General features: G+C 54.5%; 23 protein-coding genes and 2 tRNA genes. 17 read left to right on the top strand and 8 right to left on the bottom strand.

Translation table 11 applies throughout. The features are described 5' to 3' along the window. Positions 1-189: 189 nt before the first annotated feature. Together dusB and DXY38_RS02135 are read left to right on the top strand one after the other, a co-directional pair. Positions 190-1,185 carry a tRNA dihydrouridine synthase DusB gene (dusB, locus tag DXY38_RS02140; RefSeq protein ID WP_115070287.1) on the top strand — a complete coding sequence of 332 codons (996 nt, stop codon included), beginning with the start codon at positions 190-192 and terminating at the stop codon, positions 1,183-1,185. Continuing rightward, complete coding sequence (locus DXY38_RS02135) at positions 1,182-3,197, top strand: glycosyltransferase (protein ID WP_115070286.1); 2,016 nt, start codon at positions 1,182-1,184, stop codon at positions 3,195-3,197. Before dusB ends, DXY38_RS02135 begins: the two co-directional genes overlap by 4 nt. On the opposite strand, the gene DXY38_RS02130 is transcribed toward DXY38_RS02135, so the two are convergent. Then, on the bottom strand, positions 3,183-3,809 hold the full coding sequence (locus DXY38_RS02130) for a DUF4079 domain-containing protein (protein WP_115070285.1): 627 nt from the start codon (positions 3,807-3,809) through the stop codon (positions 3,183-3,185). The genes DXY38_RS02135 and DXY38_RS02130 overlap by 15 nt on opposite strands. Next, positions 3,806-4,552, bottom strand: coding sequence for a precorrin-2 C(20)-methyltransferase (locus DXY38_RS02125; RefSeq protein WP_115070343.1), 747 nt, complete (start codon positions 4,550-4,552; stop codon positions 3,806-3,808). The genes DXY38_RS02130 and DXY38_RS02125 overlap by 4 nt, the downstream gene beginning before the upstream one ends. 107 nt (positions 4,553-4,659) lie before the next feature. Here DXY38_RS02125 and DXY38_RS02120 point away from each other — a divergent pair, with 107 nt between their 5' ends. The 3 genes from DXY38_RS02120 (at position 4,660) to DXY38_RS13860 (ending at position 7,573) form a co-directional block, all read left to right on the top strand. Beyond that, positions 4,660-5,229: an acireductone dioxygenase gene (locus DXY38_RS02120; RefSeq protein ID WP_115070284.1), complete on the top strand. Its 570-nt coding sequence runs from the start codon at positions 4,660-4,662 to the stop codon at positions 5,227-5,229. A gap of 1,246 nt (positions 5,230-6,475) precedes the next feature. Then, positions 6,476-6,862: a hypothetical protein gene (locus DXY38_RS02115; RefSeq protein ID WP_115070283.1), complete on the top strand. Its 387-nt coding sequence runs from the start codon at positions 6,476-6,478 to the stop codon at positions 6,860-6,862. A 294-nt stretch (positions 6,863-7,156) separates the two neighbouring features. Beyond that, complete coding sequence (locus tag DXY38_RS13860) at positions 7,157-7,573, top strand: hypothetical protein (protein ID WP_206749671.1); 417 nt, start codon at positions 7,157-7,159, stop codon at positions 7,571-7,573. A gap of 45 nt (positions 7,574-7,618) precedes the next feature. On the opposite strand, the gene DXY38_RS02110 is transcribed toward DXY38_RS13860, so the two are convergent. Both DXY38_RS02110 and aroQ read right to left on the bottom strand, forming a co-directional pair. Continuing rightward, on the bottom strand, positions 7,619-8,245 hold the full coding sequence (locus DXY38_RS02110; RefSeq protein WP_115070282.1) for a tRNA-(ms[2]io[6]A)-hydroxylase: 627 nt from the start codon (positions 8,243-8,245) through the stop codon (positions 7,619-7,621). Beyond that, complete coding sequence (gene aroQ / locus DXY38_RS02105) at positions 8,245-8,700, bottom strand: type II 3-dehydroquinate dehydratase (RefSeq protein ID WP_115070281.1); 456 nt, start codon at positions 8,698-8,700, stop codon at positions 8,245-8,247. Before aroQ ends, DXY38_RS02110 begins: the two co-directional genes overlap by 1 nt. A 67-nt stretch (positions 8,701-8,767) precedes the next feature. On the opposite strand from aroQ, the gene DXY38_RS02100 reads away from it, so the two are divergent. From DXY38_RS02100 to DXY38_RS02075, 6 genes are all read left to right on the top strand, one after another. Beyond that, positions 8,768-8,849, top strand: a tRNA-Tyr gene (locus DXY38_RS02100). 10 nt (positions 8,850-8,859) lie between these two features. Next, positions 8,860-8,931 (top strand) — tRNA-Thr (locus DXY38_RS02095). A gap of 415 nt (positions 8,932-9,346) precedes the next feature. After that, positions 9,347-9,913 carry a response regulator transcription factor gene (locus DXY38_RS02090; protein WP_115070280.1) on the top strand — a complete coding sequence of 189 codons (567 nt, stop codon included), beginning with the start codon at positions 9,347-9,349 and terminating at the stop codon, positions 9,911-9,913. Further along, positions 9,913-11,985: an ATP-binding protein gene (locus tag DXY38_RS02085; protein ID WP_115070279.1), complete on the top strand. Its 2,073-nt coding sequence runs from the start codon at positions 9,913-9,915 to the stop codon at positions 11,983-11,985. The genes DXY38_RS02090 and DXY38_RS02085 overlap by 1 nt, the downstream gene beginning before the upstream one ends. Before the next feature lie 26 nt (positions 11,986-12,011). Then, positions 12,012-12,605: a hypothetical protein gene (locus DXY38_RS02080; RefSeq protein ID WP_115070278.1), complete on the top strand. Its 594-nt coding sequence runs from the start codon at positions 12,012-12,014 to the stop codon at positions 12,603-12,605. A 405-nt stretch (positions 12,606-13,010) separates the two neighbouring features. Further along, positions 13,011-13,538 carry a hypothetical protein gene (locus tag DXY38_RS02075; RefSeq protein ID WP_115070277.1) on the top strand — a complete coding sequence of 176 codons (528 nt, stop codon included), beginning with the start codon at positions 13,011-13,013 and terminating at the stop codon, positions 13,536-13,538. A gap of 34 nt (positions 13,539-13,572) precedes the next feature. Here the strand turns inward: DXY38_RS02075 and DXY38_RS02070 are convergent, their stop codons facing one another. After that, positions 13,573-15,030 (bottom strand): glycoside hydrolase family 13 protein, encoded by a 1,458-nt coding sequence (locus tag DXY38_RS02070; RefSeq protein ID WP_170952821.1) that lies wholly within the window; start codon positions 15,028-15,030, stop codon positions 13,573-13,575. Between the two features lie 21 nt (positions 15,031-15,051). Between DXY38_RS02070 and glpK the strand changes: the two genes are divergently transcribed. Both glpK and DXY38_RS02060 read left to right on the top strand, forming a co-directional pair. Further along, on the top strand, positions 15,052-16,563 hold the full coding sequence (glpK, locus tag DXY38_RS02065) for a glycerol kinase GlpK (RefSeq protein ID WP_115070276.1): 1,512 nt from the start codon (positions 15,052-15,054) through the stop codon (positions 16,561-16,563). Continuing rightward, positions 16,556-18,133 (top strand): glycerol-3-phosphate dehydrogenase/oxidase, encoded by a 1,578-nt coding sequence (locus DXY38_RS02060; protein WP_115070275.1) that lies wholly within the window; start codon positions 16,556-16,558, stop codon positions 18,131-18,133. Before glpK ends, DXY38_RS02060 begins: the two co-directional genes overlap by 8 nt. Here the strand turns inward: DXY38_RS02060 and DXY38_RS02055 are convergent. Continuing rightward, on the bottom strand, positions 18,064-19,806 hold the full coding sequence (locus DXY38_RS02055; protein ID WP_115070274.1) for an alpha-amylase family protein: 1,743 nt from the start codon (positions 19,804-19,806) through the stop codon (positions 18,064-18,066). The two genes, DXY38_RS02060 and DXY38_RS02055, sit on opposite strands and share 70 nt — an antisense overlap. Before the next feature lie 112 nt (positions 19,807-19,918). Between DXY38_RS02055 and DXY38_RS02050 the strand changes: the two genes are divergently transcribed. Both DXY38_RS02050 and DXY38_RS02045 read left to right on the top strand, forming a co-directional pair. Beyond that, a complete protein-coding gene (locus DXY38_RS02050) occupies positions 19,919-21,319 on the top strand; it encodes an aldehyde dehydrogenase family protein (RefSeq protein WP_115070341.1) in 1,401 nt (466 codons plus the stop codon). 104 nt (positions 21,320-21,423) lie between these two features. Next, the gene (locus DXY38_RS02045; RefSeq protein WP_115070273.1) at positions 21,424-22,527 is read left to right on the top strand and encodes a LysM peptidoglycan-binding domain-containing protein; all 1,104 of its coding nucleotides are present in this window, start codon (positions 21,424-21,426) and stop codon (positions 22,525-22,527) included. A 29-nt stretch (positions 22,528-22,556) separates the two neighbouring features. On the opposite strand, the gene DXY38_RS02040 is transcribed toward DXY38_RS02045, so the two are convergent. After that, the gene (locus DXY38_RS02040) at positions 22,557-24,047 is read right to left on the bottom strand and encodes an ATP-dependent DNA helicase RecQ (protein WP_115070272.1); all 1,491 of its coding nucleotides are present in this window, start codon (positions 24,045-24,047) and stop codon (positions 22,557-22,559) included. Between the two features lie 50 nt (positions 24,048-24,097). Further along, positions 24,098-25,171 (bottom strand): hypothetical protein, encoded by a 1,074-nt coding sequence (locus DXY38_RS02035; protein WP_006854759.1) that lies wholly within the window; start codon positions 25,169-25,171, stop codon positions 24,098-24,100. Positions 25,172-25,279: 108 nt separating this feature from the next. Here DXY38_RS02035 and DXY38_RS02030 point away from each other — a divergent pair, with 108 nt between their 5' ends. Next, positions 25,280-25,489 carry a photosystem I reaction center subunit IV gene (locus tag DXY38_RS02030; RefSeq protein WP_006854760.1) on the top strand — a complete coding sequence of 70 codons (210 nt, stop codon included), beginning with the start codon at positions 25,280-25,282 and terminating at the stop codon, positions 25,487-25,489. Between the two features lie 5 nt (positions 25,490-25,494). Next, positions 25,495-26,364: a DNA-formamidopyrimidine glycosylase gene (locus DXY38_RS02025; RefSeq protein ID WP_115070271.1), complete on the top strand. Its 870-nt coding sequence runs from the start codon at positions 25,495-25,497 to the stop codon at positions 26,362-26,364. The last annotated feature ends 265 nt before the right edge of the window (positions 26,365-26,629 follow it).

The following is a 26,629-nucleotide window of genomic DNA, read 5'->3' as shown; positions in this document are numbered from 1 at the left end:
ACCTCCATCCTTCGCCCCATCGCCTTGGCTTGACAAGCCCAAATGTCAGATCAAGCCTCCAGCCCAGATCCTGACCAGCCTCCAGCCCAGATCCTGACCAGCCTCCAGCCCAGATCCTGACCAGCTGCCGGGCCAGCTGACTGGCCAGCTGCCAAACCAGCAGAATGAGTAGATCTTCGGCCTTTGGCCATGCCGCTGAAGATTCAGGGTCGACTTCTAGAGCGACAACTTCGATGCCGCGCACTGCAATCTCCCCTGGCTGGCGTCAGCGATCGGATTTTTAGGCAACTGGTGCGCCGCTGGGCTCCCGATGCGCTGTTGTTCACCGAGATGGTGAATGCCACCAGCCTTGAGCTAGGGCACGGTCGGCTGAAAATGGATGGCCTGCAAAACGAAACCGGCCCCATTGGGGTGCAGCTGTTTGATCACCACCCCGCCGCGATGGCCGATGCAGCCCGGCGAGCGGCCGATGCCGGGGCCTTTCTGATCGACATCAATATGGGCTGTCCTGTCCGCAAAATCGCCCGAAAAGGAGGCGGAAGCGGGCTGATTCGCGACCCTGATCTGGCCTGCAAAATTGTTGACACCGTGGTGGCCGCCGTGGGGCTACCGGTCACCGTAAAAACCCGCCTCGGCTGGTGTGGTGAACACGACGGCGCGGGGGCGGAGGCCGCCGTGAGCTGGTGCCGACGCTTGGAGGATGCAGGGGCGCGAATGCTGACGCTGCACGGCCGCACACGAGAGCAACGCTTCAGCGGCAGTGCGGATTGGAACGCGATCGCCGCAGTAAAAGCAGCCCTGCGTATTCCCGTGATCGCCAATGGGGATGTCAACAGCCCAGAAGAAGCGCTGCGCTGCCTGCGGATCACCGGCGCCGATGGCGTGATGGTGGGACGCGGAAGCATGGGTGCCCCTTGGCTGGTGGGCCAAATCGATGCCGCCCTGAGTGGGCTGCCGATTCCAGCCACGCCCACAGCCCATGCACGTCTAGCCCTCGCCAAAGAACAACTCCTGGCCCTCGTCGAGGCGCGCGGGGATCACGGCCTGCTGATTGCGCGGAAACACATGAGCTGGACCTGCACTGGCTTCCCCGGCGCATCCCAGTTTCGGCAGCAGCTGATGCGCGCCCCCACGCCCGCCGCAGCCCTTGAGTTACTCGATCAACAGATGCAGCGAATGGAATGAACGCGCTGGTTCTTGTGCTGCTGATCTGGCCGCTCTGGTTGATTCGTCGCCCTGAACAAGACACCCCGATCTGGGGACGGCGCAGCCTGATCCTGCTGATCACCGTGTTCACCCTTCGCTATTTGACCTGGAGAGTCACCTCCAGCCTCAACTTTGATAACCGCTTATCGATCAGCCTCAGCCTGCTGCTCCTGGTCGCCGAAGCCTGGCTGCTGCTCATTGGCTTGATCCCGCTCTGGCTGGCTTGGCGACGATTCCCCGATCGCCGCTTCGAGATCAACGATCGGCAACAGCGCTGGGCTGAGAGCGGCTGGAAACCCCACGTGGACATCCTGGTTCCCACCTACGGCGAACCCATCAAGGTGCTCGAACGAGCCCTGATTGGCTGCACCAACTTGTCCTATCCCCACACCAAGGTGTGGGTGCTCGACGACAGCGGTCGCCATGAGGTGAAAACCCTCGCTGCCGAGCTCGGGTGCCGCTACCTGCACCGACCGGAGCGCGTGAATGCCAAGGCCGGCAATCTCAACCATGGTCTGCGCCATTGCCGAGGAGAGCTGGTGGCCGTCTTCGACGCCGACTTCATTCCCCAACGCACCTTTCTTGATCGCAGCATTGGCTTTCTGCTTGAACCTGAGGTTGCGCTCATTCAGACCCCTCAGACCTTCATCAACGCGGACCCCGTGATGCGCAATCTGGGGATGGAACGTTGGCTTCTGTCAGATGAAGAAAGCTTCTACCGCTGGATCCAACCGGTGCGCGATGGCTGGGGGGCGGTGGTGTGTGCAGGCACGTCGTTTGTGGTGAAACGGAAAGCACTCGATCAAATCGGTGGCTTTGTGGAACAAGCCATCTCTGAGGATTTTGTAACCGGCATCAGCCTGACGCGTCAGCACTGGCGACTGCTCTATTTGCAGGAAAAACTCAGCGCTGGATTGGCGGCCGAAACCATGGCGGATTTCGTGCACCAGCGCCAACGCTGGGCCTCTGGCACCTTGCAAAGCCTTCGGCTGCGCAGCGGCCTCTTACATCCCAAGGGGTTATCGCTTGGGCAACGCATCGCCTACCTCGAAGGCGTGATGCATTGGTTCAACAACGTGCCAAGGCTGGTGCTGATGCTGATGCCACTCAGCTATGGCCTTCTGGGCATCATTCCGATCCTGCTCAACAGCGAGGCCGCATTGACCCTGCTCCTTCCGCTCTGGGGCTTACAAGTGCTGAGCCTGGGCTGGTTAAACCGTGGGTCTCGAACGGCTTTTTTGAGCGAGCTCACCGGCTGGGTGCTCACCGTTCCCCTCACCATGACCGTGCTGTCCAACCTGATTGGACGCATCGGTGGATTTCGCGTCACTCCCAAACATCAGCGCCGTGATCGTGGCAGCACCAGCGTGGAACTGCTGCTGCCGCTGTTGGCCCTCGTGCTGTTCAATCTGGTGAATCTCCAGGGGCTGATCTCCAACGCCAGCGGCTTACCAGATCAGGTGCTTGCCGGTCGGCCGGTCGGGCTGGTGTGGGGCGTGATCAATCTGCTCAGTTTGATCGTGGCGGTTCGTGCCTGTTGGGACCCTGCCGCGAAGGACCTCGCCCCATGGCAAAAGCTCCAAATGGAAGCCTGGATTGAAGATGATGGCGGACATCGTTATCCCTGCTGCATCACCGCTTTAAGCGAAAGCGGCGCCAAGATCGCCTACTCCCGTTCTCCCCTTCCATGGGTGGCCAGTTCAAAGCTGCGCTGGTGCCAAGAGCTGCCGGCATTGCCAGTGATCTTGACCAACAAAACCGACACAGAAGCCCTTCTCCACTGGGGAGAGTTGGCTCGGCAGGATCGCTATGCCCTGATCCGCTGGCTCTTTTGCCGGCCAGGATGCTGGGTCGACCGGCAGGCACCTCAGGAAGGCCGTGCCTTGCTGGCCTTGCTCCGGCGACTGATCGCGCCGCCCAAACGCGGCCCCTTGCGCCCAAGCCTGATCCCGCAGCACCCGCCAGCTAGCCAAGCCTCAACGCATCCATAAGTCACGCGTCCCCGTGATCGCCTGTGTCGCCAGCAACAAAGCCACCACAACATTCATCGACACATGCAGTCGTCGCATCCAGAGCCGACCAGCAATCTGCTCCTGCATCACCACCGCAGCCAACATGAGGGCAATTAAGACCGAACCACCCCAAAGATGCGACTGCCAAACCGCTGTGGGGAAGGCCTGGCGCCACTGGAGCAAAGCTGGCTGAGAAGCAATCAGCATCAGAGTGAACCAACAGGCTGCTGCCCACAACATCTTCGGGACAACACCTTTGGCACCTAATAAAGCCACATATGCCGCTGAAGCACCCACGACAGCCAGCAGGAATCCCAACATCTGATCACCCTGCATCCCTCCTGCCAAAGCGTTGTGAAACAACGCCACCAACACCGCCAACACCATTCCCCCCGTCACCCAACGACCGTGATCGGCGTGTTCCACCGGCACCGTTGGCGCAATCGGATTGAGATCCAGCCGACGTTCCCGGGCCAAAATGCCTAACCGAATCGTGGCACCCACCACCGGATAGACAAACAAAATCATCAGAACGGGGTGAACCAGCCCGAGCCAATTCAAAGACGTGAGAAACGAAACGCTTTCCGTCACGGCAATACCTCAGGCCAAGTCTGCCGAATCAGCAGCAGTGAAAAATAAGGCTTCGATTCAGCGGGAATTTCGGTTGCCCTCGCCAAGACCTGATCAGGCCAACCCACCCGTTGCGCGAAGAGGGAGCCCTCGAGCAGCTGGCGCTGGTCCAGGCAAGTTCGAACCCATGGCCATCGCTGACCCAGCTTGATCAATGCCAGCACCATCGAGCTCGATTCAGCTGATTCAAGCAATCGCTCCAGATCAGAAACCCGGTCTGGGCAAGGACGAATCAGCACCCCCTCTTGCTGCAAGGCGAGAGGCCAATCAATCTCCATCTCTGCGCAAGCAGCTGCTGCTGCACAAACCGCCGGAATACCTGGAATCAACTTGACCCTGAGATCAGGATGCTGCTTGCGCAGTGCCAGTTGCACATAGCTGCTCGAGGCAAACAACGAGGCATCACCTTCACAAAGCAAAACCACCGATAAACCTCGTCGCAGCTCAGACGCGAGCGAATCGGCAGCATGACGCCAAGCCTTCAATCTCGGCTCGGCTTCCGCCACCATCGGAAAAACCAGAGGCAGTCGCCGTTGCGTTGAACGCGTCCAGCGAGAGGCAATGGTCCAAGCCATCCCATCAACATCAGTACGAGCAACGGGGTACGCCACGACATCGGCGGTTTCAATCGCGCGTACAGCAGCAATGGTGAGAAGCTCTGGATCACCAGGGCCCACTCCGATCAATTGCAGAGCGTGAGGCACAAGATCCCCAACCAACAGCCCAACAATGACAGTGTCCGGTGGGACAGGCGCCACGCCAGAGACTCGTCAGAGCTAAACAGGAGTGCGGTTCAGGCAACGCAGCGCTGATGACGCAGCTGAGGATTTACGCAACACAGGCATCAGGGATGACTGCAGGCCGTGCTTCAGCAGCGCAGCCACTGTTCAGCACCAGCAATCCCGCCCTGATCAGCGCAGAACTCAAAACGCGAGGGATCAAGTTTCAACGCTGGCCAAGCCAGCCAGGGCTTGAACAAGGGGCCAATCAAGAGCAGATTCTGTTGGCCTATCAATCACTGATACGTTCCGTCCAAGAAAGCGATGGATACGGAACAGTGGACGTGATGCGCGTTGGTGGAGAACAACCCAGCAGCGAAACATTGCGCCAAACATTTCTACGCGAACACCAGCATGCGGAAGACGAAGTGCGGTTTTTTGTGGAGGGTCGCGGCTTGTTTTCACTCCATATCAACGGGGAGGTGCTTCAGCTGATCTGCGAAGCCAATGATTGGATCGCCATTCCAGCGGAAACCCGGCACTGGTTCGACATGGGCGCGAACCCCAGCTACTGCGTGATTCGTTTTTTCAAAAAATCAGGAGGGTGGGCGGCATCCTTCACCGATGACCCAATTGCCAGTCACTATCCAGGCCTTGCCTAAGCAAGCAAACAGACAATCCAACCGATTGATTGAGGATTCGGTCTCATCGGAGACAGTCAGCAGGCAGCTCGAAAACAAATGATGATTAGGCCTTCAAACAAATCTCATGGGCTATCTGATCGTCGCTGGTTGCGTTGCTCTCGCAGCCGCCATGTCCAAGTCGTTAACAGACAAGAACTAATCAGCCACAAAGAATCTTCTACTCTTCACTGATTGAGATTCAGATTTAAAATCAAGCTGTAGGTTCACGGTCTGCTCCTCGAAGGGGGAAAATTCAACTAGCTGCTACAGAAGATCGACCATAGAGATCCTGGTTGCAGCAGACGCTCTTGGTTTTGATAGCTCAGGTGTTGGTTTTTAAGCTGCTCTCTTAAGGGAGCAGCTTTTTTATTCCGTGATCTCTAGACTGCTAGCTAAAAACATGAGCCAACCCATTCCAATCCACAACGGGAAGGTCTTCAAACAAGACGTCAATTCATCAACCGAAAGCAGCAACGAGCAACAACCTTTGAATACGCCTGGCCTGATCGCACAACTCTGATCACGAAGAGAAGTTTCGAGAGAGAATGGCACCATTAACCCATCGATCAATCGAACCCGATATTCAATACCACATCCAGACGTGACAAAAGAGGCTTAGCACAATTCAAAATCGAAACCAATGCCCTCTATGGCAATGATGAATGAACCTTATCCGCCATATGCTCCAAACCCGGAATAGGGGTGAACGGTATCGCGAGCCGAATGTTGACTTAAGCGGCTATTCACGCTTCCAGATGAATCACGCCAAAGCTTTTCAGACTTGGAGCCTTCCGGCATTGGCGACATCAATGCGAAAGCAATTAGAGGAGCAGTCATGATCTTTTGGATTGTAATCAATGCACTAGCCATGGCGATCTGAGAGGAGTGATTTGCTTGCTCGACCCACACACCATCTCCGGAATCACCGGCCCACTCGATGACCTATGTCAAAGGCGCCTGTGATGTTGATCAAAGGGGTTTAGAACCACTGCAGTGACTGGAGCCAGAGGCTTACTCTTATCTGGCAAGCCAAAAGCCATCGAAGCAGTCGATTGTGGTTGCTGATGTGCTCAGAGCTATGGAGCGGAGTATTGACCACTATCAACGCAGTGGCCCCAAACCGCTTCGGCAGAAGTATCGATTCGATTTCAATCATATAATCCAGGGATAATTGATTGCAGATGCTGTCTTGCTTGAGTATTATTTATTGAATTACAAATAGCAGATGCCGATGGTTTTCAAACCCAGCTCTATTCTTTTGGGTACACTTCTAACTCTTGCTGGGCATTTAGGACATGCGGCTTTTGCCAACACAAAGACGGCTGGCAGCTTCGGGAGCCCTAATACCAATGCAGTTTATAGTTATGTACAAATCAAAGGCCTTGAGTATGCATTCGCGGTCATTTCCAATAACAGCAGTGTTGACCAACGGCTAAATCTTGCCAGTCCATCAGTATTTTGGGTTGACTGTAGTGGCGGAATGTCTTCTTGGACAGGACTAGGGGATTTCAAGGATGGCAAATGGTCAGCGGCCCAAATCGAAAAGTACTCCAAACGCCTCTCCAATGATTTTTGTGGTTATTTAAAATTCAAGGGTTTTATTTCACCTTGATTCAACTCCCACCCCGCTGCAATCGGGCTTTTATTGCCTGCTCATATACAGCAAAGCTGAAACTTCTTACTGCAGCGGGTATCTGAAGCAAGAGCGAGGCCTCTTACCCCATCTAATAAATGTCCCATGCTGCGTCGCCTTTCCCTTGGGCTATTGACTTCTGCCAACTCACCTGCTGTATTGCTCCCAGTGATTAAAGGGTGTATTGCAAGGTGCAGACATGCCTTATTCAAAGGACATCGATAGCTGAATTCTTAGTTGCGGTGTTAACATAATAAAAAACAATCTTTAAAGATGATTTTAGCCCAATCTGCTTTTGCTGCGGCTTTACTCCTATCGGCTTTACCAAATCGTGCACTATCGCAAACAAGTGAAAGCGATTTGGGCATTATCGGGTATGAGAGTTCAAAATCTGGCAAATGCTTTTTCAATGAGAAAGGGCCGATTGATTGCAAAGTCGAGAATGAATATGCATACACATACCCGCAATATCCGTCCATTGGAATTCAGCAAAGAGTCCATACGCATTCCACCATTCGTTGGTCTGATGGTCCAGTCACAACGCTGAAGTATCGACCCGGAGGACTATGGACGGATCTAATGGGAGGGATATGGACTCAAAGTGGTGAAGGATATAGCAAAGCCGGCTTGGAGATGATATATACCAATGAACAAAATAAAAATGTAATCAAAACATATACCAGATATTAAACAAGGGCAAGTGGCACGATTGGGGGCACAAAAATGTTGAACAAATCAGCTAGCTTCGACGCCCACTGAATGCATCCTGACATCGGCCGGCTCCTCCAATTCTCCAGTCAGGGCCTCCACTTCAACCTGCGCAAGCTCTTCCAGCCGGGGCACGATCACCGAACGCTCCCAGCGCTGTTCACACAGCACCCAATAGAGACCGAAATGGCGCGCCTCACTCAACAACAAGCTTCCATAAAGGTCTTTTAAATCTTGCTCCGGGCTGTGCTCCGCCAACAGCGCCATCCGTTCATGGCTACGAGCTTCGATCAAACCGGCCACCAAAAACGAATCCAGCATCCGAAGCGGCTCCCCTTTACGGATGTGCTTGGCAAGAAAACCGCCATACCCCGGGGATGGCAAAGGCTCGAGATAGCGCCCTCGTGCCTGCAGCAACGCAAGCACCTGCTCGAAATGCTCAAGCTCCTCGCGCGCCAACGGACTCAACACTTCCCCCAGGCCTGGTTCGCACAGATAGCGAAACATCAGCTGCACGGCAGACCCCGCCGCTTTGCGCTCACAGTGCGCATGATCAATTAAGACCTCCATCGGTCTGGCGATCGCTTGCTGCAGCCAGGACGCGCTAGTGGGTGCTGCCAACCAACGAATGCTGGCCACAGACGTCGGGGGCATCAGCTCTCCCCTCCGCTTGCAGAGTTCCGCAGGTGGCGGACCAACCCATCCAGGGCCAAGTCGTAGCTCACAGGGCCAAAACCACAAATCACGCCAACGGCACGGTCGGCCAGAAACGAGCGATGCCGAAACGGTTCACGGGCGTGGGTATTGCTCAAGTGCAGCTCAACGTAGGGAATCGCTGTCCCCAGAAGGGCATCACGGATCGCAATCGAGGTGTGGGTGTAGGCCCCTGCGTTGATCAGGATTCCATCCACCTTTCCCATCGCCTGATGGATGCGGTCCACCAGGGCACCTTCGAAATTGCTCTGGAAACATTCCAGCGTTAGGCCATCAGCGCAGGCTCGCTCACTCAGTGATGTCTCGATCTGATCAAGGGTCTGGCGGCCGTAGAGGCCTGGTTCCCGCTGGCCCAGCAGATTGAGGTTGGGGCCGTTGAGCAGCAACAGGTGCATGGCCCGACTCGAAAACATGGGTTGATCGTATCGACAGCCTTGCTGGTAACCTCTCAGGGTGTGGTTCGGGTCGGTGCCCGAGTGGTTAATGGGGGTGGACTGTAAATCCACTGGCTCTGCCTACGTTGGTTCAAATCCAACCCGGCCCATCCACCACACGCCCTTGTAGCTCAGCGGTAGAGCACTCCCTTGGTAAGGGAGAGGTCTCGAGTTCAAGTCTCGACAAGGGCTTCACTCTCACACCAGGGCTGGTTGCTGAGACTGTCCAACAGCGCTGGATCAGATCATGGTGTTCCTGATCTTTAAACCGAATCAGCGCTTGCTCAGCATCGCGCAAGGCTCCTGTTCAGCACACATTCGTTCCCTGATCAGTTTATTTCGATCCGCTTATAACCCTTCCAATGGGCGTTGGAGCAACCATAACCATGGCCATTCGCCGCAGACTGGTAGATCAAACCAAGCTTTTAATTTGCATTAATTAATACAAAACAGCGCACAAAGCTGGCCGCTTTATCCAAAACTCATCAAATCACTCCCCTGGGCTATGCAAATCATGCATAGCCCTTGTTTTTGCCCTAAGAGATGAGAGTTCGTAACTTACAAAGACTGGTAACCAGCTAAGTTCTAAACAAATTGCACGATCTGCATGAACTGCCTCGTGCTGGAAGACCAGCAGATATTTCTTGACCTCCTCGGCTCCATGGTGGGGAACTTCATTGAGATAACGGCTATCTTCAAAGCAAACAGCATCGAAGCTGCAAGAGAGATTTCGAAGCAACACAAAATTGACATTGCAATTCTTGACCTCTATCTACCGGACGGCCACGGCAACGACTTAGCACGCCACCTACTCTCACAAAATCCTTACATCAAATTAATCATCCTTTCTGGGTCAGCACAAGAATTCATTTGTCCCAACAACCTCAAAGAAGCCATTTATGGAATCATCGACAAAACCGATGCATTCGATGCTTTACGACATTGCATCAATGTGATTGTGAAGCCCGCTCATCATGAGCTAACCCAACGACAGCAAGTCATCTACGGTCTTATCGGAGAGGGGAAAACCACAAAGGAAATTGCAAAAGAGCTGGGAAGTGCTCATTCAACCATAGAGACGCATCGCAAAGCTATTGCCCAGAAGCTGAATGTTAGCGGAGCTGAACTCATTAGAAGAGCCGCTTTAACTCGCACAATTCAAAGCATCAAATAATGAAAAAACAAGCCAGATCATTAGCTGTCAGGCTAACCAGAACAACAGGTCTTCAGCTGATTCTTGTAGCAGGATCTCTGAGCATTTTAGGGTTTAGCGTCGGGCAAAATAATGTCATCGAGCAGAAAGAATCCCATCGCACACATCTCCCAGTCATACGAGTATCAGAAAGATTAAGCAGCAAGATTAGTTTTCTAACGATTATCAATCAACTTAACGAGGAAGCGATCGCTGCCGACCCTGAGTTACTCAAGGATTTCGACAAGCTCAGCCTGCGTTTCTGGAGACAACTTCGCTCATTTCCTGTTGATTACATCAACTATGGATCAGAAGATGGTTCCTTTATAGGTATCGAAAAGAGCGCGGAGGGGAGTTTTTTCCACAACGAAGACAGTGCACGATTAGGGCGGGGAAAAATGTTTGTTTTCAGTATGAATCCAATCGGACAGAGACTTCGGCAAGAAGATGTCATCACTGGTATGAGCACAACCCACCAAGAGGCTTGGTACGTCGATACGGTAAAAGCTGGCAAGCCAACATGGAGCAAAATTTATGCCTGGGAAGACCAGCCAGACACCTTTTCAATTTCCTACAACGCACCCATTTTCAATCAGGAGGAAAAGCTAATTGGAGTTGTTGGCGTTGATATGCTCATCAACAAACTAAGCAACTGGCTTCAAGAAGCCTGGAAAGACCAGTCAGGCCTAGCTTTGATTGTTGAGAAGAATGGGGATATCGTTGCAAGCTCAGAGCCTAAGATCGTGCTGGTTCGTTCTGGCGATATCATACGCAGGGCTAACGCCCAAGAGCTAAAAAATCCAATCGCAAAATCTCTTTCAAGTCAATTTTTTTCGCAGAAAAACGGAAAACCACTTATCGATGCGAACAACTTAAATCAAGAACTTGTTAAGATTCCAGACCAAACCGCACAACACTTTGTTTTGAGAGCGACCCCTTGGGGGCAGGAGTTTGGCCTCGATTGGTTTTTAATCACAGGGACATCAGTCGATCAAGAAGTGAGCACAGCAGAACGCAATTTAATACTGATGATTTTTATCAGTATTGCAGCCCTCCTTACAGCCTTAGCGATCAACCGCCGCTTAATTAATGCCCTGCTCACCCCCCTAGGGGCCTTAACTTCAGCGAGTCAAAGCACAGAGCATCAAATTACAGACTCAACAGAACAGCCCAAGCTCCTCAGCTTTAATTGCGAGCTTCAAAAATCAGGGAGCAAAGAATTTAACGATCTCCATCAAGCCATTACGGCCATGGTGACAGCATTTAACAAACTCACTCAAGACCTAAAACAAAAAGAGAAACAAATTATCGGGCTTTTTCGAGACAAGCAAGAAAAAGACGAGCGAGCCCTTTCCGTGATGAGCAAGAAATTAAAAACAAGCCTTGAGGCAGGATCCATTGCCCACGAAATCAATCAACCCCTAAGCATCTTAAAGCTCACATCTCAGTCACTCATTAACTCACTTGATAACAACAAGAGTCCCAATTTATCCGACCTAACACATCAGCTTTCCGCCATCAATTCGCAATCCGAAAGAATTGTTTTAATCACCAATAAAGTACGAGCACTTCTCCGCAATGCCCAAACAGAATTCTCTGAGATTGATTTAAAACAAGTCATTCAAAGCAGTTTACTCTACATCAATTCAAATAATCCAGACAGTCATGCTTGGATTAACAGCCAACAAATTGATTCGATTGCAGACTCAAGCACACTGATTAATGGAGACGCTGTGCAATTACAAATTGCCCTCATTAATATTTTAAAAAACTCCATCGAGTCCTTGCGTAAGTCTAACAATCCAGACCCATTAATTCTTGTCAGACTGAAGGATACACGAGAATACTGGAGCATAGAAATTGAAGACAATGGTGAAGGTCTTTTGCCAGAAATCATTGAGGGGTCACTGATGAAAAGCAGCAAACCCGATGGCACAGGCTTAGGTTTATTCATTGCGCGCTCGGCAATAGAAAGTCATAACGGGCACCTATCTCTTCTTAAGGGGTCAAGTGGAGGGCTTCTTGCCCAACTCAACCTGCCTAAAAATCACTAAATGATCCTTCTACCCAGTACTGGGGATTGCAAAAAAAGCGTGATTGGAAGATTATTTATTTACTTTTAAATCATCAAGTGGTTAGCTTAGACCTGCTCTCCAGTCTTGATGGATTGCTATGGCTTCAATCGGGCGCAAAAGTAGGTGCACTTTTTAAACAGCACCAAACAACAGTGAGCCGCAATCAAAAGAAATGTGCCCAGGTCTTTGGAATTACACTTAGCAAATCCAAGAGCCAGTGGAAGACTCAAGGGGATTTGACTCTGCTTGAGCTCGAGCGCGAAGTGCATCAAGTTGCTCGCCTACAAGGCAAATCATGCCTGAGGATTGAGGTCAATGGATGGATTGATCATCCTCTTTTTAATCCACCTCCGACAGGTTGGATTGCCGGTTCGGCAAATAATCTCAACGATCCTCATAGCTTGCAATGCTTGAAACAGCATATTATTGACGCTTGTTTATGCCCTCTCACTGACCTCCCAGCTGAATCGGATGATTACGTCATCATTCCACTGAACATCACCATAGAGGTGGGTTTTACGGTGCTAAAGCAACATGCAAATCACGAACGTATCTTAGATCTGATCAACAGTCTCAAACAGGCACAAAAGAGAGCATGACCAAGGAATCAGAGCATCGCCTGTTTCCTGATTGATATCTCCCTGCTTAAAGATTGAATAGATCAGTGGGCAAGGGCTCTACCCCTATCAATCAATACACCATGCGCATCCCTCTCACATACACGGCATTGAGATCATCGAACAAAGAAGCCAACCAAGCCAGTCCAGTTAGGCCTTAGCAAAGGGAAAGAAAGAATCAAAACCAACCCAAAGCGTTGGTTCCTTTGTAACTTCATAAACATAATTCGTTGCAGCAAGGGCAAACATTCGGCCAATACCTGGTCCCAAAAGTGCATAGATTGCATGCATTGATCCCTACACCCTCAAGATCGAGCATAATGAAGTGTGTCTAAATCAGCAAAATAACAAGCTCTTTAGGTGGAATTTTGATCCAAAGTCAGCGTCATGGTTAGTTTAGATTTGCTTTCTAGCTTTGATGGAATGATATGGCTTCAGTCTGGGAAAAAAGTAGGTGAAATTTTTGAGCAGCATCAAACAACAATCAGCAGAAACCAGAAAAAATGTGCTCAGGTCTTTGGAATAAAACTCCAAAAAATAGGCAATAATTGGCAACCCCAGGAAGACTCGCTCTTGCTACAACTCGAGCGAATGGTCCATCAAACGGCTCGTTTACAAGGAAAATCAAGCTTAAGACTTGATGCCAATCGGTGGCTTGATCACTCCCTGCTCAATCCACCACCCCCAGGCTGGATTGTGTCTTCAGCTAAAAATTTTAGCAATCAACACAGTCTTGAATGTTTAGAGCAACGCATAGTGGACGCATCTTTATACCCTTCTACGGCCCTACCTTTAGAAAATACATACTTAAAAGAAATCAAAGTTAATTCCAAAGACAATATTAGTGTTGTGGTGCTTCAAGAGCATTCCAATCAAGAACGAATTTCAAATCTGATTAACTCACTCCTCAAATAGGCTTAAACAGCAGAACGAACCATGCAAACAATATTCATCCCAGGGCCTTAAACAACACCGCTGATTGAGGCGACAGTGAATGGTGAGCCCTCTGGTAGCTACCAATCACCGCACCATCCGTCTCCCAACCATCTCGTGCGACGTCGTGAAGCTCGAGTCGTAAAGCCTTCCGCCGAGAGCGGTTCACCACTACCACCACCCCAGGTGCACGTCCGATGAGGCCATCACGGGCATGAGCCTGCCACGACAGGCCTCGCCCCCGCACCGCCTCCAGCTGTTGGCGAACCTTGGTCAACGCCATGATCCTCTTGCGCAAATCATGGGGCCAGGGCTCCTCCCATGGCATCGCTTCTCGACAGGCAGGTTCGGCTCCTCCCTCAAGGCCCACTTCCGTTCCGTAGTACAAGCAAGGAGCCCCAGGCTGAAGCATCAAGATCAGCAATGCCAAAGACAGAGCAGCCACATCTCCTTTCAGGCTGTGCAACGCCCGCGGCACATCATGACTATCTAAAAGGTTGAGCTGGCAGCGATTCACCTCCGGCGCATACCAAGCCTGCGTCTCAGACCAGATTTCAAGCAATGCCTCCGTCTCCAGAGGGCGCAAGGGGTACATCGGGTTGCGATAGCGACGACGCAAGCGAGAGCCCGCCACCCAACAGAGGCTGCTCCAACCCAAGCGGTAATTCATCACCCCATCGAAATGCTCTCCTTGCAACCAAGGCCGGGCATCGCCCCATATCTCACCCACGATCCAAGCCTCAGGATTCACCGCCTTCACCATGCGGCGAAAATCCACCCAAAAGGCTGCTGGCACTTCATCAGGCACATCCAAACGCCAGCCGTCGATGCCTCGCTCCAACCAGTGCTTGCCTACCGCCAACAGGTGCTCCTTCACGGGCGGATGGTCGTGGTTGAACTTCGGCAATGCCGGATCATTCCACCAACAGCCATAACCACAGGCCTGGCCCTTGCGCGGATAGGGACGAAGCGGCCACTGATGCACATGGAACCAATCGCGATAAGGGGAGCGATCACCGTTTTCGAGCAGGTGATGGAACGCCCAAAAGCCGCGCCCGCAATGGTTAAACACCCCATCGAGAATCAGGCGCATGCCCCGTTGATGCACCGCCGCAATCAGAGCATCCAGGGCCTCATTCCCGCCCAGGAGTGGGTCCACCTCGAAGTAGTCGTAGGCGTGATAGCGATGGTTGGCCGCCGAACGAAAGATTGGCGTGAGATAGAGGCAGGTCACTCCCAACCCCTGGAGGTGATCGAGAGCATCGATCACCCCATACAGATCTCCCCCCTGAAACCCCTGCTCCGCCGGATCTGTCCCCCAGGGCTGCAACGACAAGCCCTGTTGCGCTTCGACCCGTCCACTGCGGCGAAAACGATCTGGAAATACTTGATACACCACCGCCTCAGCCACCCAAGCGGGAAACTGGCCAATGCATTGTGTCTCCGTCATTCCTTTGCATGCCTCTGGTCCCATCGCTAGCAAGTAGGAAACGAGATGGCTATGGCAGCACCGCCCCTCCTGCTCGCACTAGATCAAGGCACCAGCAGCTCCCGCGCCGCTCTGTTCGATACGGATGGCCGTCCAGTCGCCAGCGCTTCCGCTCCTCTGGACATTCACTATCCGGCTGATGGCTGGGTCGAACAAAGTCCCACGGCGATCTGGGAGAGCCAGCGCCTGGCGATGAGCCGCCTTGAGCAAGCGATCACTCCGGAGCAACGGAAGGCCGTGATCAGCTGCGGAATCACCAATCAGCGTGAAACCACCACGCTCTGGAAACGAAGCGATGGCAGTCCTTGCGGCCCCGCGCTGGTCTGGCAGGACGGCCGCACCGCCGATCTCTGTGAGCAATGGAAGGCAAGCGGCCTTGAAACGAGTTGGAGAGCCCGAACGGGCCTCATGCTCGACCCTTATTTCAGCGCGAGCAAAATCCGCTGGCTTCTCGACCATGAGCCCGCCGCAAGCAGTGCCGCGGCCCAAGGTGATCTCTGCTTTGGAACAGTAGAGAGCTGGCTTCTATGGCAACTCAGTGGCGGCACAATCCATGCCACCGACATGAGCAATGCCAGCCGCACCCTGCTCATGGATCTGGAACGGCGGCAATGGCTCGATGACGCCTGCACTGAAATTGGCTTGCCCAAGCAGGCCCTCCCGGAACTCAGACCATGCCGAGGAGATTTCGGGGTCATCCAAGCAGGATTGCCCTTTGCGGGCGTGCCGATTCAAGCCCTGCTTGGTGACCAGCAAGCAGCCACCCTGGGGCAACTCTGCCTGCTACCAGGGGAAGGCAAATGCACCTACGGCACGGGTGCTTTTCTTGTCGTAAACACGGGCACCACCATCCGACAGTCCGACGCCGGTCTGCTCAGCACCCTGGGCTGGACCGATGAGCACGGCACCCCCACCTATTGCTTAGAAGGAAGCCTGTTCAATGCGGGCACGGTGGTGCAATGGCTGCGCGACGGCCTCGGCATCATTGGCAGTGCCGAAGAGGTCAATCCCTTAGCGCAAGAAGTGGAGAACGCCGCCGGGGTCATGCTTGTGCCCGCCTTCACCGGATGGGGCACACCACACTGGGATCCCAGTGCCCGTGGTCTGTTGATCGGGCTCACCCGCGACACCCGACGAGGTCATATCGCCCGAGCCGCCCTGGAAGGAATCGCCCTCTCCGTTGCCAGTCTTGTGGAATTGGCAGAGCAAGCCATGGACCAAAGCCTCGGGGAGCTGGCCGTTGATGGGGGAGCAGCTGCTTCCGATCCTCTCCTGCAAGCCCAAGCCGACAGCACCGGTTTGCGCGTGCGCCGTCCAAAGCATCTCGAAAGCACAGCGCGCGGTGTGGCCCTTCTGGCTGGCTTACAAGCCGGCGTGATTGCAGATCTCAAAGACCTGGTGCCGAATCGCACCCAAAACTCCAGCGTGTTTGAGCCCCAACAAACCCTGGAGCAGCGCCAGCGCTGGCGCCAGCGTTGGAACGATGCTGTGACTAGGAGCCTGCACTGGAATGGCTGATCAACGTTTTGACCTCGTCGTCATCGGCGGCGGGGCGAGTGGATGCAGCGTGGCCTACGAAGCGGTCCGCCGCGGCCTACGGGTTGCGCTGCTCGAGGGCCATGACCTCGGTAGTGGCACCAGCTGCCGCAGCACCAAGCTCCTACATGGAGGGGTTCGTTATCTCGAACTTGCTTTCAAGACAGCCGACCTCGCCCAATTGCGCTTGGTTCGAGAAGCCTTGCTCGAGCGAGGCCACTGGTTGAACCAGGCCCCGTTTTTAGCAAGACGCCTTGAACTGGCCCTGCCCAGCGACTCTCTCTTCGGCCAGGCCTATTACCGCATCGGCCTCGGCCTTTATGACGCCCTATCCGGTCGAGCAGGGATCGGCAGCAGTCGCTTGCTCTCTTCCAAGCAACTCAAACAGGCCTTACCCCTGCTGCATCCCGATGTTCAACGCGGAGTGGCCTACAGCGATGGGCAATTTGATGATGCTCGCCTGAATCTGCTGCTGGCTCTTACTGCTGAACGGGCCGGTGCTGTTCTTCGGACCCGCACCAAGGTTCGAGAACTAGAACGCAACAGCCAAGGGCAGATCTGTGCCGCCATTAGCGAAAATTACAAAGGGGAGGAAGAGCGCTGGGAAGCCAGGGCGGTGGTGAATGCCACAGGCATCCATGCCGATGACATCCGCAGGATGGCTGATCCCGACTGCTCCATGCGCATGCTCACCAGCAGGGGAGTGCATCTGGTCTTACGCGCTGACCTCTGTCCTGAGGGGCTTGGATTGCTCTTGCCATCCACCGATGACGGACGCGTTTTGTTCATGTTGCCATTCTTTGGACGCACCCTGGTCGGCACCACAGACACCCCCTGCACACAAGCAGGCGCAGCGGCTCCATCCGAAGATGAGCAAAACTATTTGCTCGATTACGTGAAGCGCTGGTTCCCCGATCTGAGCCATCCAGATGTAGGGAGCTGTTGGGCTGGCGGACGACCGCTGCTCAAGCCGGCCGGTGCCGAAGTCAATAGCAGCAGGGTCGTGCGGGAGCACGAGGTTGAAACGCTGCACAGTGGCCTGATCAGCGTGATGGGGGGCAAGTGGACGACCTGCAGACCCATGGCACTTGACACCCTTAAAGCAGTGGAACGGCAATTTGGGAGCCCCCTGCCAGATCCCTCTGCGTTACCGCTGATCGGCGCAGATCAAGACCCCAAGCGCACTCCCTCTCTGCTTCAAGAGCAAGTCCGCGCCCTGGAACGATTGCTCCCAGAGAGCCCTCTACGCGATCAGCAACGGGCCCACCTGCAATCCAGTTTCGGATTGGAAGCGGCTGCACTCGTAGCCAGTTGGAGTGAAAGCGACCGACAGCCGTTGAGCGATGTCATCCCTGTATGCCGAGGTGAATTACGCCATGCCATCAGCGCGGAACATGCATGCACGGCAACGGATGTCCTCGCCCGACGCTGTCGCCTGGCCATGGTGGACAAGGACGAAGCCGAACGGCTTCTCCCCCAGGTTCAAACCCTTCTTGAAGAGGCGGGGGTGGATGCTCCCAAAACACCACCGGAACTGAATTTGTCCCTCTGAACCGCAGAGTCATCGCTGCTGTTATCTGCTCCCTCCACCTCACCAATCAACCACCAACTGAACCCATGAGCAGCGAGGTAGACAAACCAATCCGCATCAGCAGGGGGGAAGTCACACCCCCAAAGCACCTCACGGGTGCGTTCACCAGACCAGCGGCTCAGGTCGAGGCGAAAAGATGCCCCCGCGGCAGACAGATTGGCCGCCACCATCACGGTCATGGTGGCGTTCGTGCGGACATACACGATCACACCAGGATGGGCGCAATCCAACAACTCAAAGTCGCCATCACGCAGGACTGGAAGCAACTTGCGGCATGTGAGCATCCGCCGGTGCCAATTCAGAAGCGATCCTGGCAACTGCTTCTGAACTTCCACGTTCACAACCCGATAGTCGTATCCGGGAGCCGTGATTGGTGGCAACACCAACAGTGGATCTGGAGCCGTTGAGAACCCCCCATTCCGTCCAGGCGTCCAGGCCATCGGAGTGCGGTTCGGGTCTCGGTCGCGCAAGCCCGGCCAATCCCCCATCCCAAGCTCATCGCCGTAGTACAGGCATGGAAGTCCGGGAAGGCTGTACAGCAGGGCATGCATCACCCGATTGGAACCCGGATCACCATTGAGCAAAGGCGCAAGACGTCGATTGATGCCCCAGTTCAGCCAATGGCCCTGTCCTTGATGCAATCCAGCTCGGATCGTTTGGATCACATCCTCTGGAACTAAATGGCCATCTCCCAGCCAAAGCTCATCATGATTGCGTAAGGGCAAGGCCCAGCGACAACCACCAACAGCATTCTGAGCCGCCTGCAAACACTCACGCAAAGCCTCCACCGTTCCACTGGCAATCGAGGCAAACAGATGGGCCGTTAGGGCGAAGTTAAAGGCTCCATGCAACTCGTCATCCGCCAGGTAAGGAGCAGCCTCCTCGACCGGTTGAATCGCTTCAGCGAGAAGCAAAACATCTTTGCCATGGCGATCCACCCGGGCCCGTAAGCGCTTGAGGAATTCGTGGGTTTCAGGCAACCCCTCACAACGAGATCCCTCGGCTTCACAAAGAAATGGAACCGCATCGAGACGGAAGCCATCCACGCCTCGTTCAATCCAAAAATCCACCACATCGAGCATCTCCTCCTGCACGACTGGGCTGTCGTAGTTGAGGTCGGGTTGATGGCGCAAAAAGCGGTGGAGGTAGTACTGCTGAGCCACCTCGTCCCATTCCCAGTTCGAAGACTCGAAACGGCGGAACAGCACGGGTGCATCGGAATAGCGCTTGGGGTCATCACTCCAGACATAGACATCCCGTTCAGGACTTCCTTTTGGGGCCCAACGAGCGCGCTGAAACCAGGGGTGGAGCGTGCTGGTGTGATTCAGCACCAGATCCATCACCACCTTGATGCCGTGAGAGTGCGCAGCGATCAAAACCCGATGGAAGGCCGCCAAATCACCCAGTTCTGGATGGATGGACTTGAAATCAGTGATGTCGTAACCACCGTCCTGCAGAGGCGATGGATAAATCGGGGTGAGCCAGATTGCTTCCACGCCCAACCAACGGAGATAGGGCAGGCGACTAGCCAAGCCCTGCAGGTCGCCGATGCCATCACCATTGCCATCGGCATAGCTGCGGACGATCAGCTGATAGATGACTGCACCGTTCCACCACGGCTTCTGGTTCGTCATCACGCCGGTGCCATTCCAACTCGTACTAACCCTGATCGGCCGCGACGTCACCCCCTCGTTCGCGATCCATCGATCAGGACTGCGAGCATGGAATCAGATCCAATGGCTATCGATGGTCAGCTCCTGCCCCAGCGAGGCATTCCAAGCTGCTGATTTAAAGAGCCTCCGCTCCTCTGTTGTCTCGGGGCAGACACGACCAGAAGCTTGGCGGCGCCTGCAATTAAAACGATTAAGCGACCTGCTTGATCGCCATGAAGCAGACATTCTTCAGGCCCTTCGCGTCGACCTTGCCAAGCCAGAGCTCGAGGGGATGTTTGAAATCGTGGCGTTGCTTCAAGAATTAAAAGTCACACGGAGGCGCCTCAAGGCTTGGATGCGACCTCGACGCATCCCCGTGCCAATCGCGCAACAGCCAGGCCGGGCCCAACTCATTCGAGAGCCCTTGGGATGCGTGCTTGTAATCGGACCATGGAACTACCCCTTCATGCTCACGCTCCAGCCCCTGATCAGTGCCCTTGCTGCGGGAAACACCGTTGTCTTGAAACCCTCGGAGCATGCTCCTGCGACCGCAGCCCTGATCACACGCCTTCTCACTGAGATATTCCCCAACGATGTGGTCAGGGTGGTGAATGGGGATGGATCCACAGCGGCAGCTCTCGTGGACCTTGGCTTCGACCATATCTTCTTTACGGGTAGTGGAGCCATTGGAGCGAAGGTGCTGGCCGGTGCCGCCCGTCATCTCACTCCAGTCACGCTGGAGCTTGGAGGGAAAAACCCAGCGGTTGTGCTCGATAGTGCAGACCTGACCGTGACGGCCCGCCGCTTGATTTGGGGCAAAGGCATTAATGCGGGACAAACCTGCATCGCCCCTGACCACCTCCTGGTTCAGACCAGCATCCGGCAGCGCCTTGTGCATGCTTTGAAGGAGGAGCGCCGCAATCTCTATGGAGACGATCCACTCGCTTCTGCTGATCTCAGCTCTTTAATTCACGATCGACACTTTCAACATCTCGAAGGCCTGCTCGCGACTGCAAGAGCCGAAGGACGCATCCTGTTTGGGGGGGAATGCGACCGCCAAAGCCGCAAGATCGCACCCACCTTGATTGAGGTTCACAGCGACCAGGATCCCTTGATGGCAGAGGAAATCTTTGGCCCCTTATTGCCCATGTTGACGGTGGATACGTTGGATTCCGCCATTACACGGATTCAACAGCAAGACAAGCCATTGGCGATCTACCTCTTTGGCGGTAACCACAACGACCAAAGCGCGGTTCTGCAACGCACCAGTTCAGGTGGCGTCTGCTTTAACGATGTGGTGATGCAAAAAGGGGTTCCTGAATTGCCATTCGGTGGAGTGGGCCCCAGTGGCATGGGCAGCTATCACGCAGAAACCGGCTTTCAAACCTTCTCCCATGAGCGCTCGGTGCTGAGCCGGCCCTTTTTTCTCGACATCCGTCTTCGCTACCCCCCGTATTCATTGAATCCTGCCTTATTTCGCCGTTTGGTTGGCTGAACACCACGCAACAACGGTCTCCATCAATCGATACAAATCAATCCGCGCGAGGGACTGGCGAGTTGGGCCAGACACCTTATGTTTTGCCCAGCTCAGAAAGAAGCATGCGAAGCATTGTTGCCGCCGCCCTAACCCTGTCGGCACTGATGCCCCTTCAAGCGGGCGCGGCATCAATCACCGTAAAACCAGGTGACACCATCTCCGGTCTTGCTGACCGCTATGGCGTTTCGGTTAAAAGCTTGATGCGAGAAAATGGAATTCGCAATTCCAACCATGTAGAAGTTGGGCAAACATTGCGTTTGCCAAGTGGTGCCAGGGGTGTTGTTAGCGCTGGCAAAGGACGCCACACCGTTCGCGGAGGAGACACCCTCGGTGGCATTGCGGCGCGATATCGCGTCAGCGAAAGAGATCTGATCGCCATCAACAGCCTTCCAAGCGCTGACCATGTTGAGGTTGGCCAAACACTGAAGCTGCCGACATCGGCCGTGCTTCCCAAGCCAAAACCCATGGCGAAGGCCAAGCCGACGCCGATCAAAGCCAACCCAAATGCCACATCCCACACCGTGGCTAGGGGTCAGACCCTCACCCAGATCGCGCGCGCCTATGAGGTTCCCGTGGCGTCGTTGATTGATCTCAACACCATCAATGACCCCAACAAGGTGACGATTGGAACCAAGTTGATGCTGCGGGATACCCGTCGCCCTGAGACCAGCGAATCGGTCAATACATCTGTCAGCACATCGGCCAGCACAACGGTCAGCACATCGGTCAGGACAACAGTGCAAGCCAGCACCACACCAGCAGCAAAGCCCGTTCTCACCGCCACAGCCAGCCAGCCAGCCAAGTCGGTTCAGGCCAAGCCTGTTCAGAACAAGCCAGTACAGAGCAAGCCAGTTCAAACCAAACCTGCTGCCACAAAAACGGCAGCAACAAAAAAAGCAGTGAAGGTCAAAGCAGTTGAGGCCAAACCAGCGGCATGGCGCACCTACGGTCCGCTCCAAGTGGACTGGAGCAACTGGCAATCCATGGGCGGCAGCATGGTGGCTCCAACCTTGAGCAGCGAAGGCAAGCCCCTTTACGTAGCGGTGAACTGCTCAGCAGGCAAAATCAACGTCACCAGCTCTGATGGCGCATGGAAAAGCTGGATTGCCCCTCAGACCAATTTCGAGAGGGATCTCATGATGGATCGCTGTAAAAAAACCGCTTAAGCCAGGCGGAGATCATTTAGCAACTGCACTCAAGCCGCGTAATGAAGAGGCCACGGGGCATGCAGAAATTGTCTGCCGCTATCCCTTAAGGACAAGCGTTGGGCGCCGTCATTGCTCTCACGAATGAGCTCCTCTTGCACAAGCCTGCGCGCAAGCCAGCCCCAACGCTCTTCGCTGCCATCAATTTCGCGCAAACGCTCCGTCAGGCTGCGGATGTCTGCTCCCTGACCGGCATCGATCACCTCCAATAATTCTTGGGCGCGATCCGACCAATCTTTCGCCCGCCCATCAGCCAAGCAACGATCACAGCGGCCGCAAGGAGAGGTGAGCTCGCCCACCGAGAGCAACAGGGCTTGCTCTCGGCAAATCTCTCCCTCAGCAACAGCTTCCATCCGCCGCAATTGCTGCTGGGAGAACTCCACCCGCCAAACGTCATCGTCGGACGCCTTGGATTCAGCAGCACGACGCAAAGTGGACTGCATGGCCCAGCCCAAGCTGGTTCGATCTCCAGGCGAAAACAACACCAGGCAATGAGCCGGTCTGCCATCGCGTCCAGCCCGACCTGACTCCTGGAGATAGCCCTCCGGGGTGGCCGGCAAATCCAAATGCAACACCAGCCCCACATCCGAGCGGTCAACGCCCATCCCAAACGCCACGGTGGCCACCAAGACCGGCGCATCAGCTTCTAGGAAATGCCTGAGTGCCTCCTCGCGGCGCTCTACCTCCAGTCCCGCGTGATACGTGATCGCTTGAATTCCTTGGGATTGCAGCCGTTCGGCCCAAAGCTCCACCGAGCGCCGAGTCCTGGCATAGATCAAGGTGGCACCACGTGAGTGCTTGAGAGCCTCCAAAACATCGGGGAGAGGATCTCTCGGACGGCGCCGCATCGTGTAGTGGAGATTGCTGCGTTGCGCCGACGACACCTGGATCAGCGGTTTGCATAACCCCAGCAGACGAAGAATGTCTGCCCGCACCCTAGGGGCTGCGGTGGCGCTCAACGCAACGAGTGGAACGCCAGGACACAGGGCGCGAAGTTGACCAAGGCGCCTGTAGTCAGGCCGAAAATCATGCCCCCAAGCGCTGATGCAATGCGCTTCATCCACGGCCAAAGCCACCAACCGCCCTTCCCGCGCATGGGCAGAGAGCATGTCCCTCGCCGCCTCCCCTTGAAGACGCTCAGGGGCGAGGTAAAGAAGACGCAAGCTGCCAGCCGACAACTGCGTCTGAATCAAACGTCGTTGTTCCGGTTGAATCCCGCGGTGCAGGCAGGCGGCAGCAATGCCCCGCCGCTGGAGTTGCAAAACCTGATCATCCATCAGGGCAACGAGTGGAGAAATCACCACCACCAAGCCTTGCCGGACCAAGGCAGGGAGCTGAAAACAGAGTGATTTGCCCCCGCCTGTTGGCAGCACAGCTAAGCAGTCACGGCCGCTGAGCAGGGCTTCGATCACCGGACGCTGTCCTGAACGAAAAGAATCCCAGCCGTAATACCTGTGGAGAGCCTCAAGGAGTGGATCCAACTCGCACCCTCACTCCACAGATAGTGTGCTCACTTTAACGAGCACTAGATCTAGAGGGTGATGGGAGGCTCCAGTTGGTCAGGAGCCTCCTCAACGAGTTGAAGTCTCACCCTCTTGCCACCAGCAAGTTCCCCGAGCGACACCCGCATGGTGGCTCCACTCAAGGTCTGTAGCGCAGTCAAAACATCACGAAGATAAGGAGTGCTACTTCCGCTTTCCACCCACAACCGTTCATGCAATCCGCCTAACCGTCTCCAGGAGGTATGCAGCTTGAGAACGGCGGCTTCCAGCGCCTGAGCCTGCCCGACGGCATCGGCAAGCAAGCCAAGAGCGTCGAGGCGCTGCGCCTCCTGCATTGCTTTCTCTAGGTCCAGATCACCCTGGTGAAAGGCACGGACAGCAACGCCTGACTCCGTGGCTTTGGTAATCCATCGGGCCGTGTGGGTGACATCCTTAATCCGATCCAGCTCCGGCTCATCACGAAGCACCTTGCGGAAGTCTTCCTGCTGAAGCTCGGGAAGCTTGGACAGTTCGCGCACCAATGGCGCGACAACCTTGGAAGGCAGCAAATTCTCCTGCGCCCGTTGACGAATTTCGTCCGGCAGCAGGGGACTGGTGGCAGAGGTGAAATCATCCGTCAGTCTGCGGACTTGCTTACGGGTGATCTCCTGCCCCTCGTTGGCCGCTTCCGCAATCATCACCTGCACTTCAGGCGCTGCCAACGCGGTCTCAAGAAAGGCCCGTTTGGAAAACTGGTTCACACTCGATGGCTCCAGCAAACCCTCGCCCACCAAACCTTGCTCTGATTCAGCCAGCTGAATCAGTCCATACGCCCGGGTCTTGCTGATTTCCCGTTCGCGAAGCCACTGCAAAAAGCCCGCACCGCGTCCTTCCCCTCCACGTTTTTCGCGATCACGCACCGATTTCAGGATGCGACCACGCCAAATTTCCGTCTGAAGATCAAATTTGTCGCACACATCCCAGGCCTGCTCGAGACGAGCCAGGAATTCCATCGTGCTGATGGCATCGCTTTCAGGATCTGGAAGGTCGAGATTGAACGCGGGTGCTTCGGGACTCAGGCTCGTCAAAGGCGTTGTCGGTGGGGTGGTGATGGATGCTGCCATGCCGATGCCTCGATCTGAGCATCAGGGCGAACGACATTCTGTGACGCTCACTCCATCTGGAGACCATGCAGCGATACGCTCAGCTTGCATCAACGTTTCTGCGCAGCGATGGCAATTTCCCGCGGTGACAAGGTGCGCATTAAGCGCCCTGAGTCCTATTGGTACAACGATGTCGGCACGGTGGCTTCCATCGATACTTCAGGCATTCGATACCCGGTGGTCGTTCGCTTTGAAAAGGTGAATTACAACGGGATTTCCGGATCAGAAGGCGGAATCAACACCAATAATTTCGCTCAAGCGGAACTAGAGCCGGCCTGAGGCCGTTGCCCGAACTCCCAGAAGTTGAGACGGTTCGTCGTGGATTAGCGGATCGTCTTGACCAATTTGTTATCAGCGATCTTGAAGTGTGCCGGGACAGGGCGATTGCGAGTCCTGGTGGACCTGAATGCTTTGAATTAGGACTCGTCAATTGCCGTGTAGGTCAATGGAGGAGAAGAGGAAAGTACCTCTACGCAGAACTGCATAGGCCAGCATCAGCCGAAGCAGATGGAGCTGAAGAGAGCGCCGGTTATTGGGGGGTGCATTTACGAATGACCGGACAATTTCAGTGGATCGAAGACGACACTCCAGCCTGCAATCACACGCGCGTTCGATTTTGGAATGCCAAAGGCCAGGAATTGCGCTTCGTTGATCTGAGAAGTTTTGCAGAAATGTGGTGGGTCCCACCTGCAGTTGCGGTGGAGTCAGTGATGACGGGTTTGAAAAAGTTGGGGCCTGAGCCCTTTAGCCAAGACTTCAAAACGCAATACTTACAAGAGCGATTCAAAGGATCAACGCGCTCGATCAAAGCGGCATTATTGGATCAATCGATAGTGGCTGGCACTGGCAACATCTATGCCGACGAAAGTTTATTTGCTGCGGGCATTCGCCCTCAAACAGCAGCAGGCCAACTCAATCGCAAGCAATTAGACAAGCTCAGGGTGTGCCTAATTGAGATCCTAGAACTGAGCATTGGAGCAGGGGGAACAACCTTTAGTGACTTCAGAGATCTGGAAGGAGTGAATGGCAATTACGGAGGACAAGCTGCGGTGTATCGGCGCACAGGACAACCATGTTTAAAATGTGGGCAAGCAATTGAACGCATCAAGCTTGCAGGAAGAAGCACCCACTGGTGCTCAAGCTGTCAGACTTAAAAACGAAAATCCCAAGGGAAATCCCTTAATTGATCAAGAGGATAAGGGCAAAAATAGTTAAGTCCGATTCACAAAAATGTCGGGCTAGAGTCCAGCAGACCGATAAGAAACACCGCAATCGAATCACAATTAATGCAGAATCAAAAAGGGAGATTCAACCTACACAGTACGATTGCTTATTAAAAAATTAGATCTGATCCCATGGCAATGGAGATAACCAATCAGGACCAAAGTAACGCGAAATTAGGCACAAAAAAAGCCACCC

Origin of the sequence: Synechococcus sp. UW179B, from assembly GCF_900474245.1 — a bacterium.
In the GTDB taxonomy this organism is placed as follows: Bacteria; Cyanobacteriota; Cyanobacteriia; order PCC-6307; family Cyanobiaceae; genus Synechococcus_C.
This window is presented reverse-complemented; position numbering and strand designations above follow the sequence as displayed.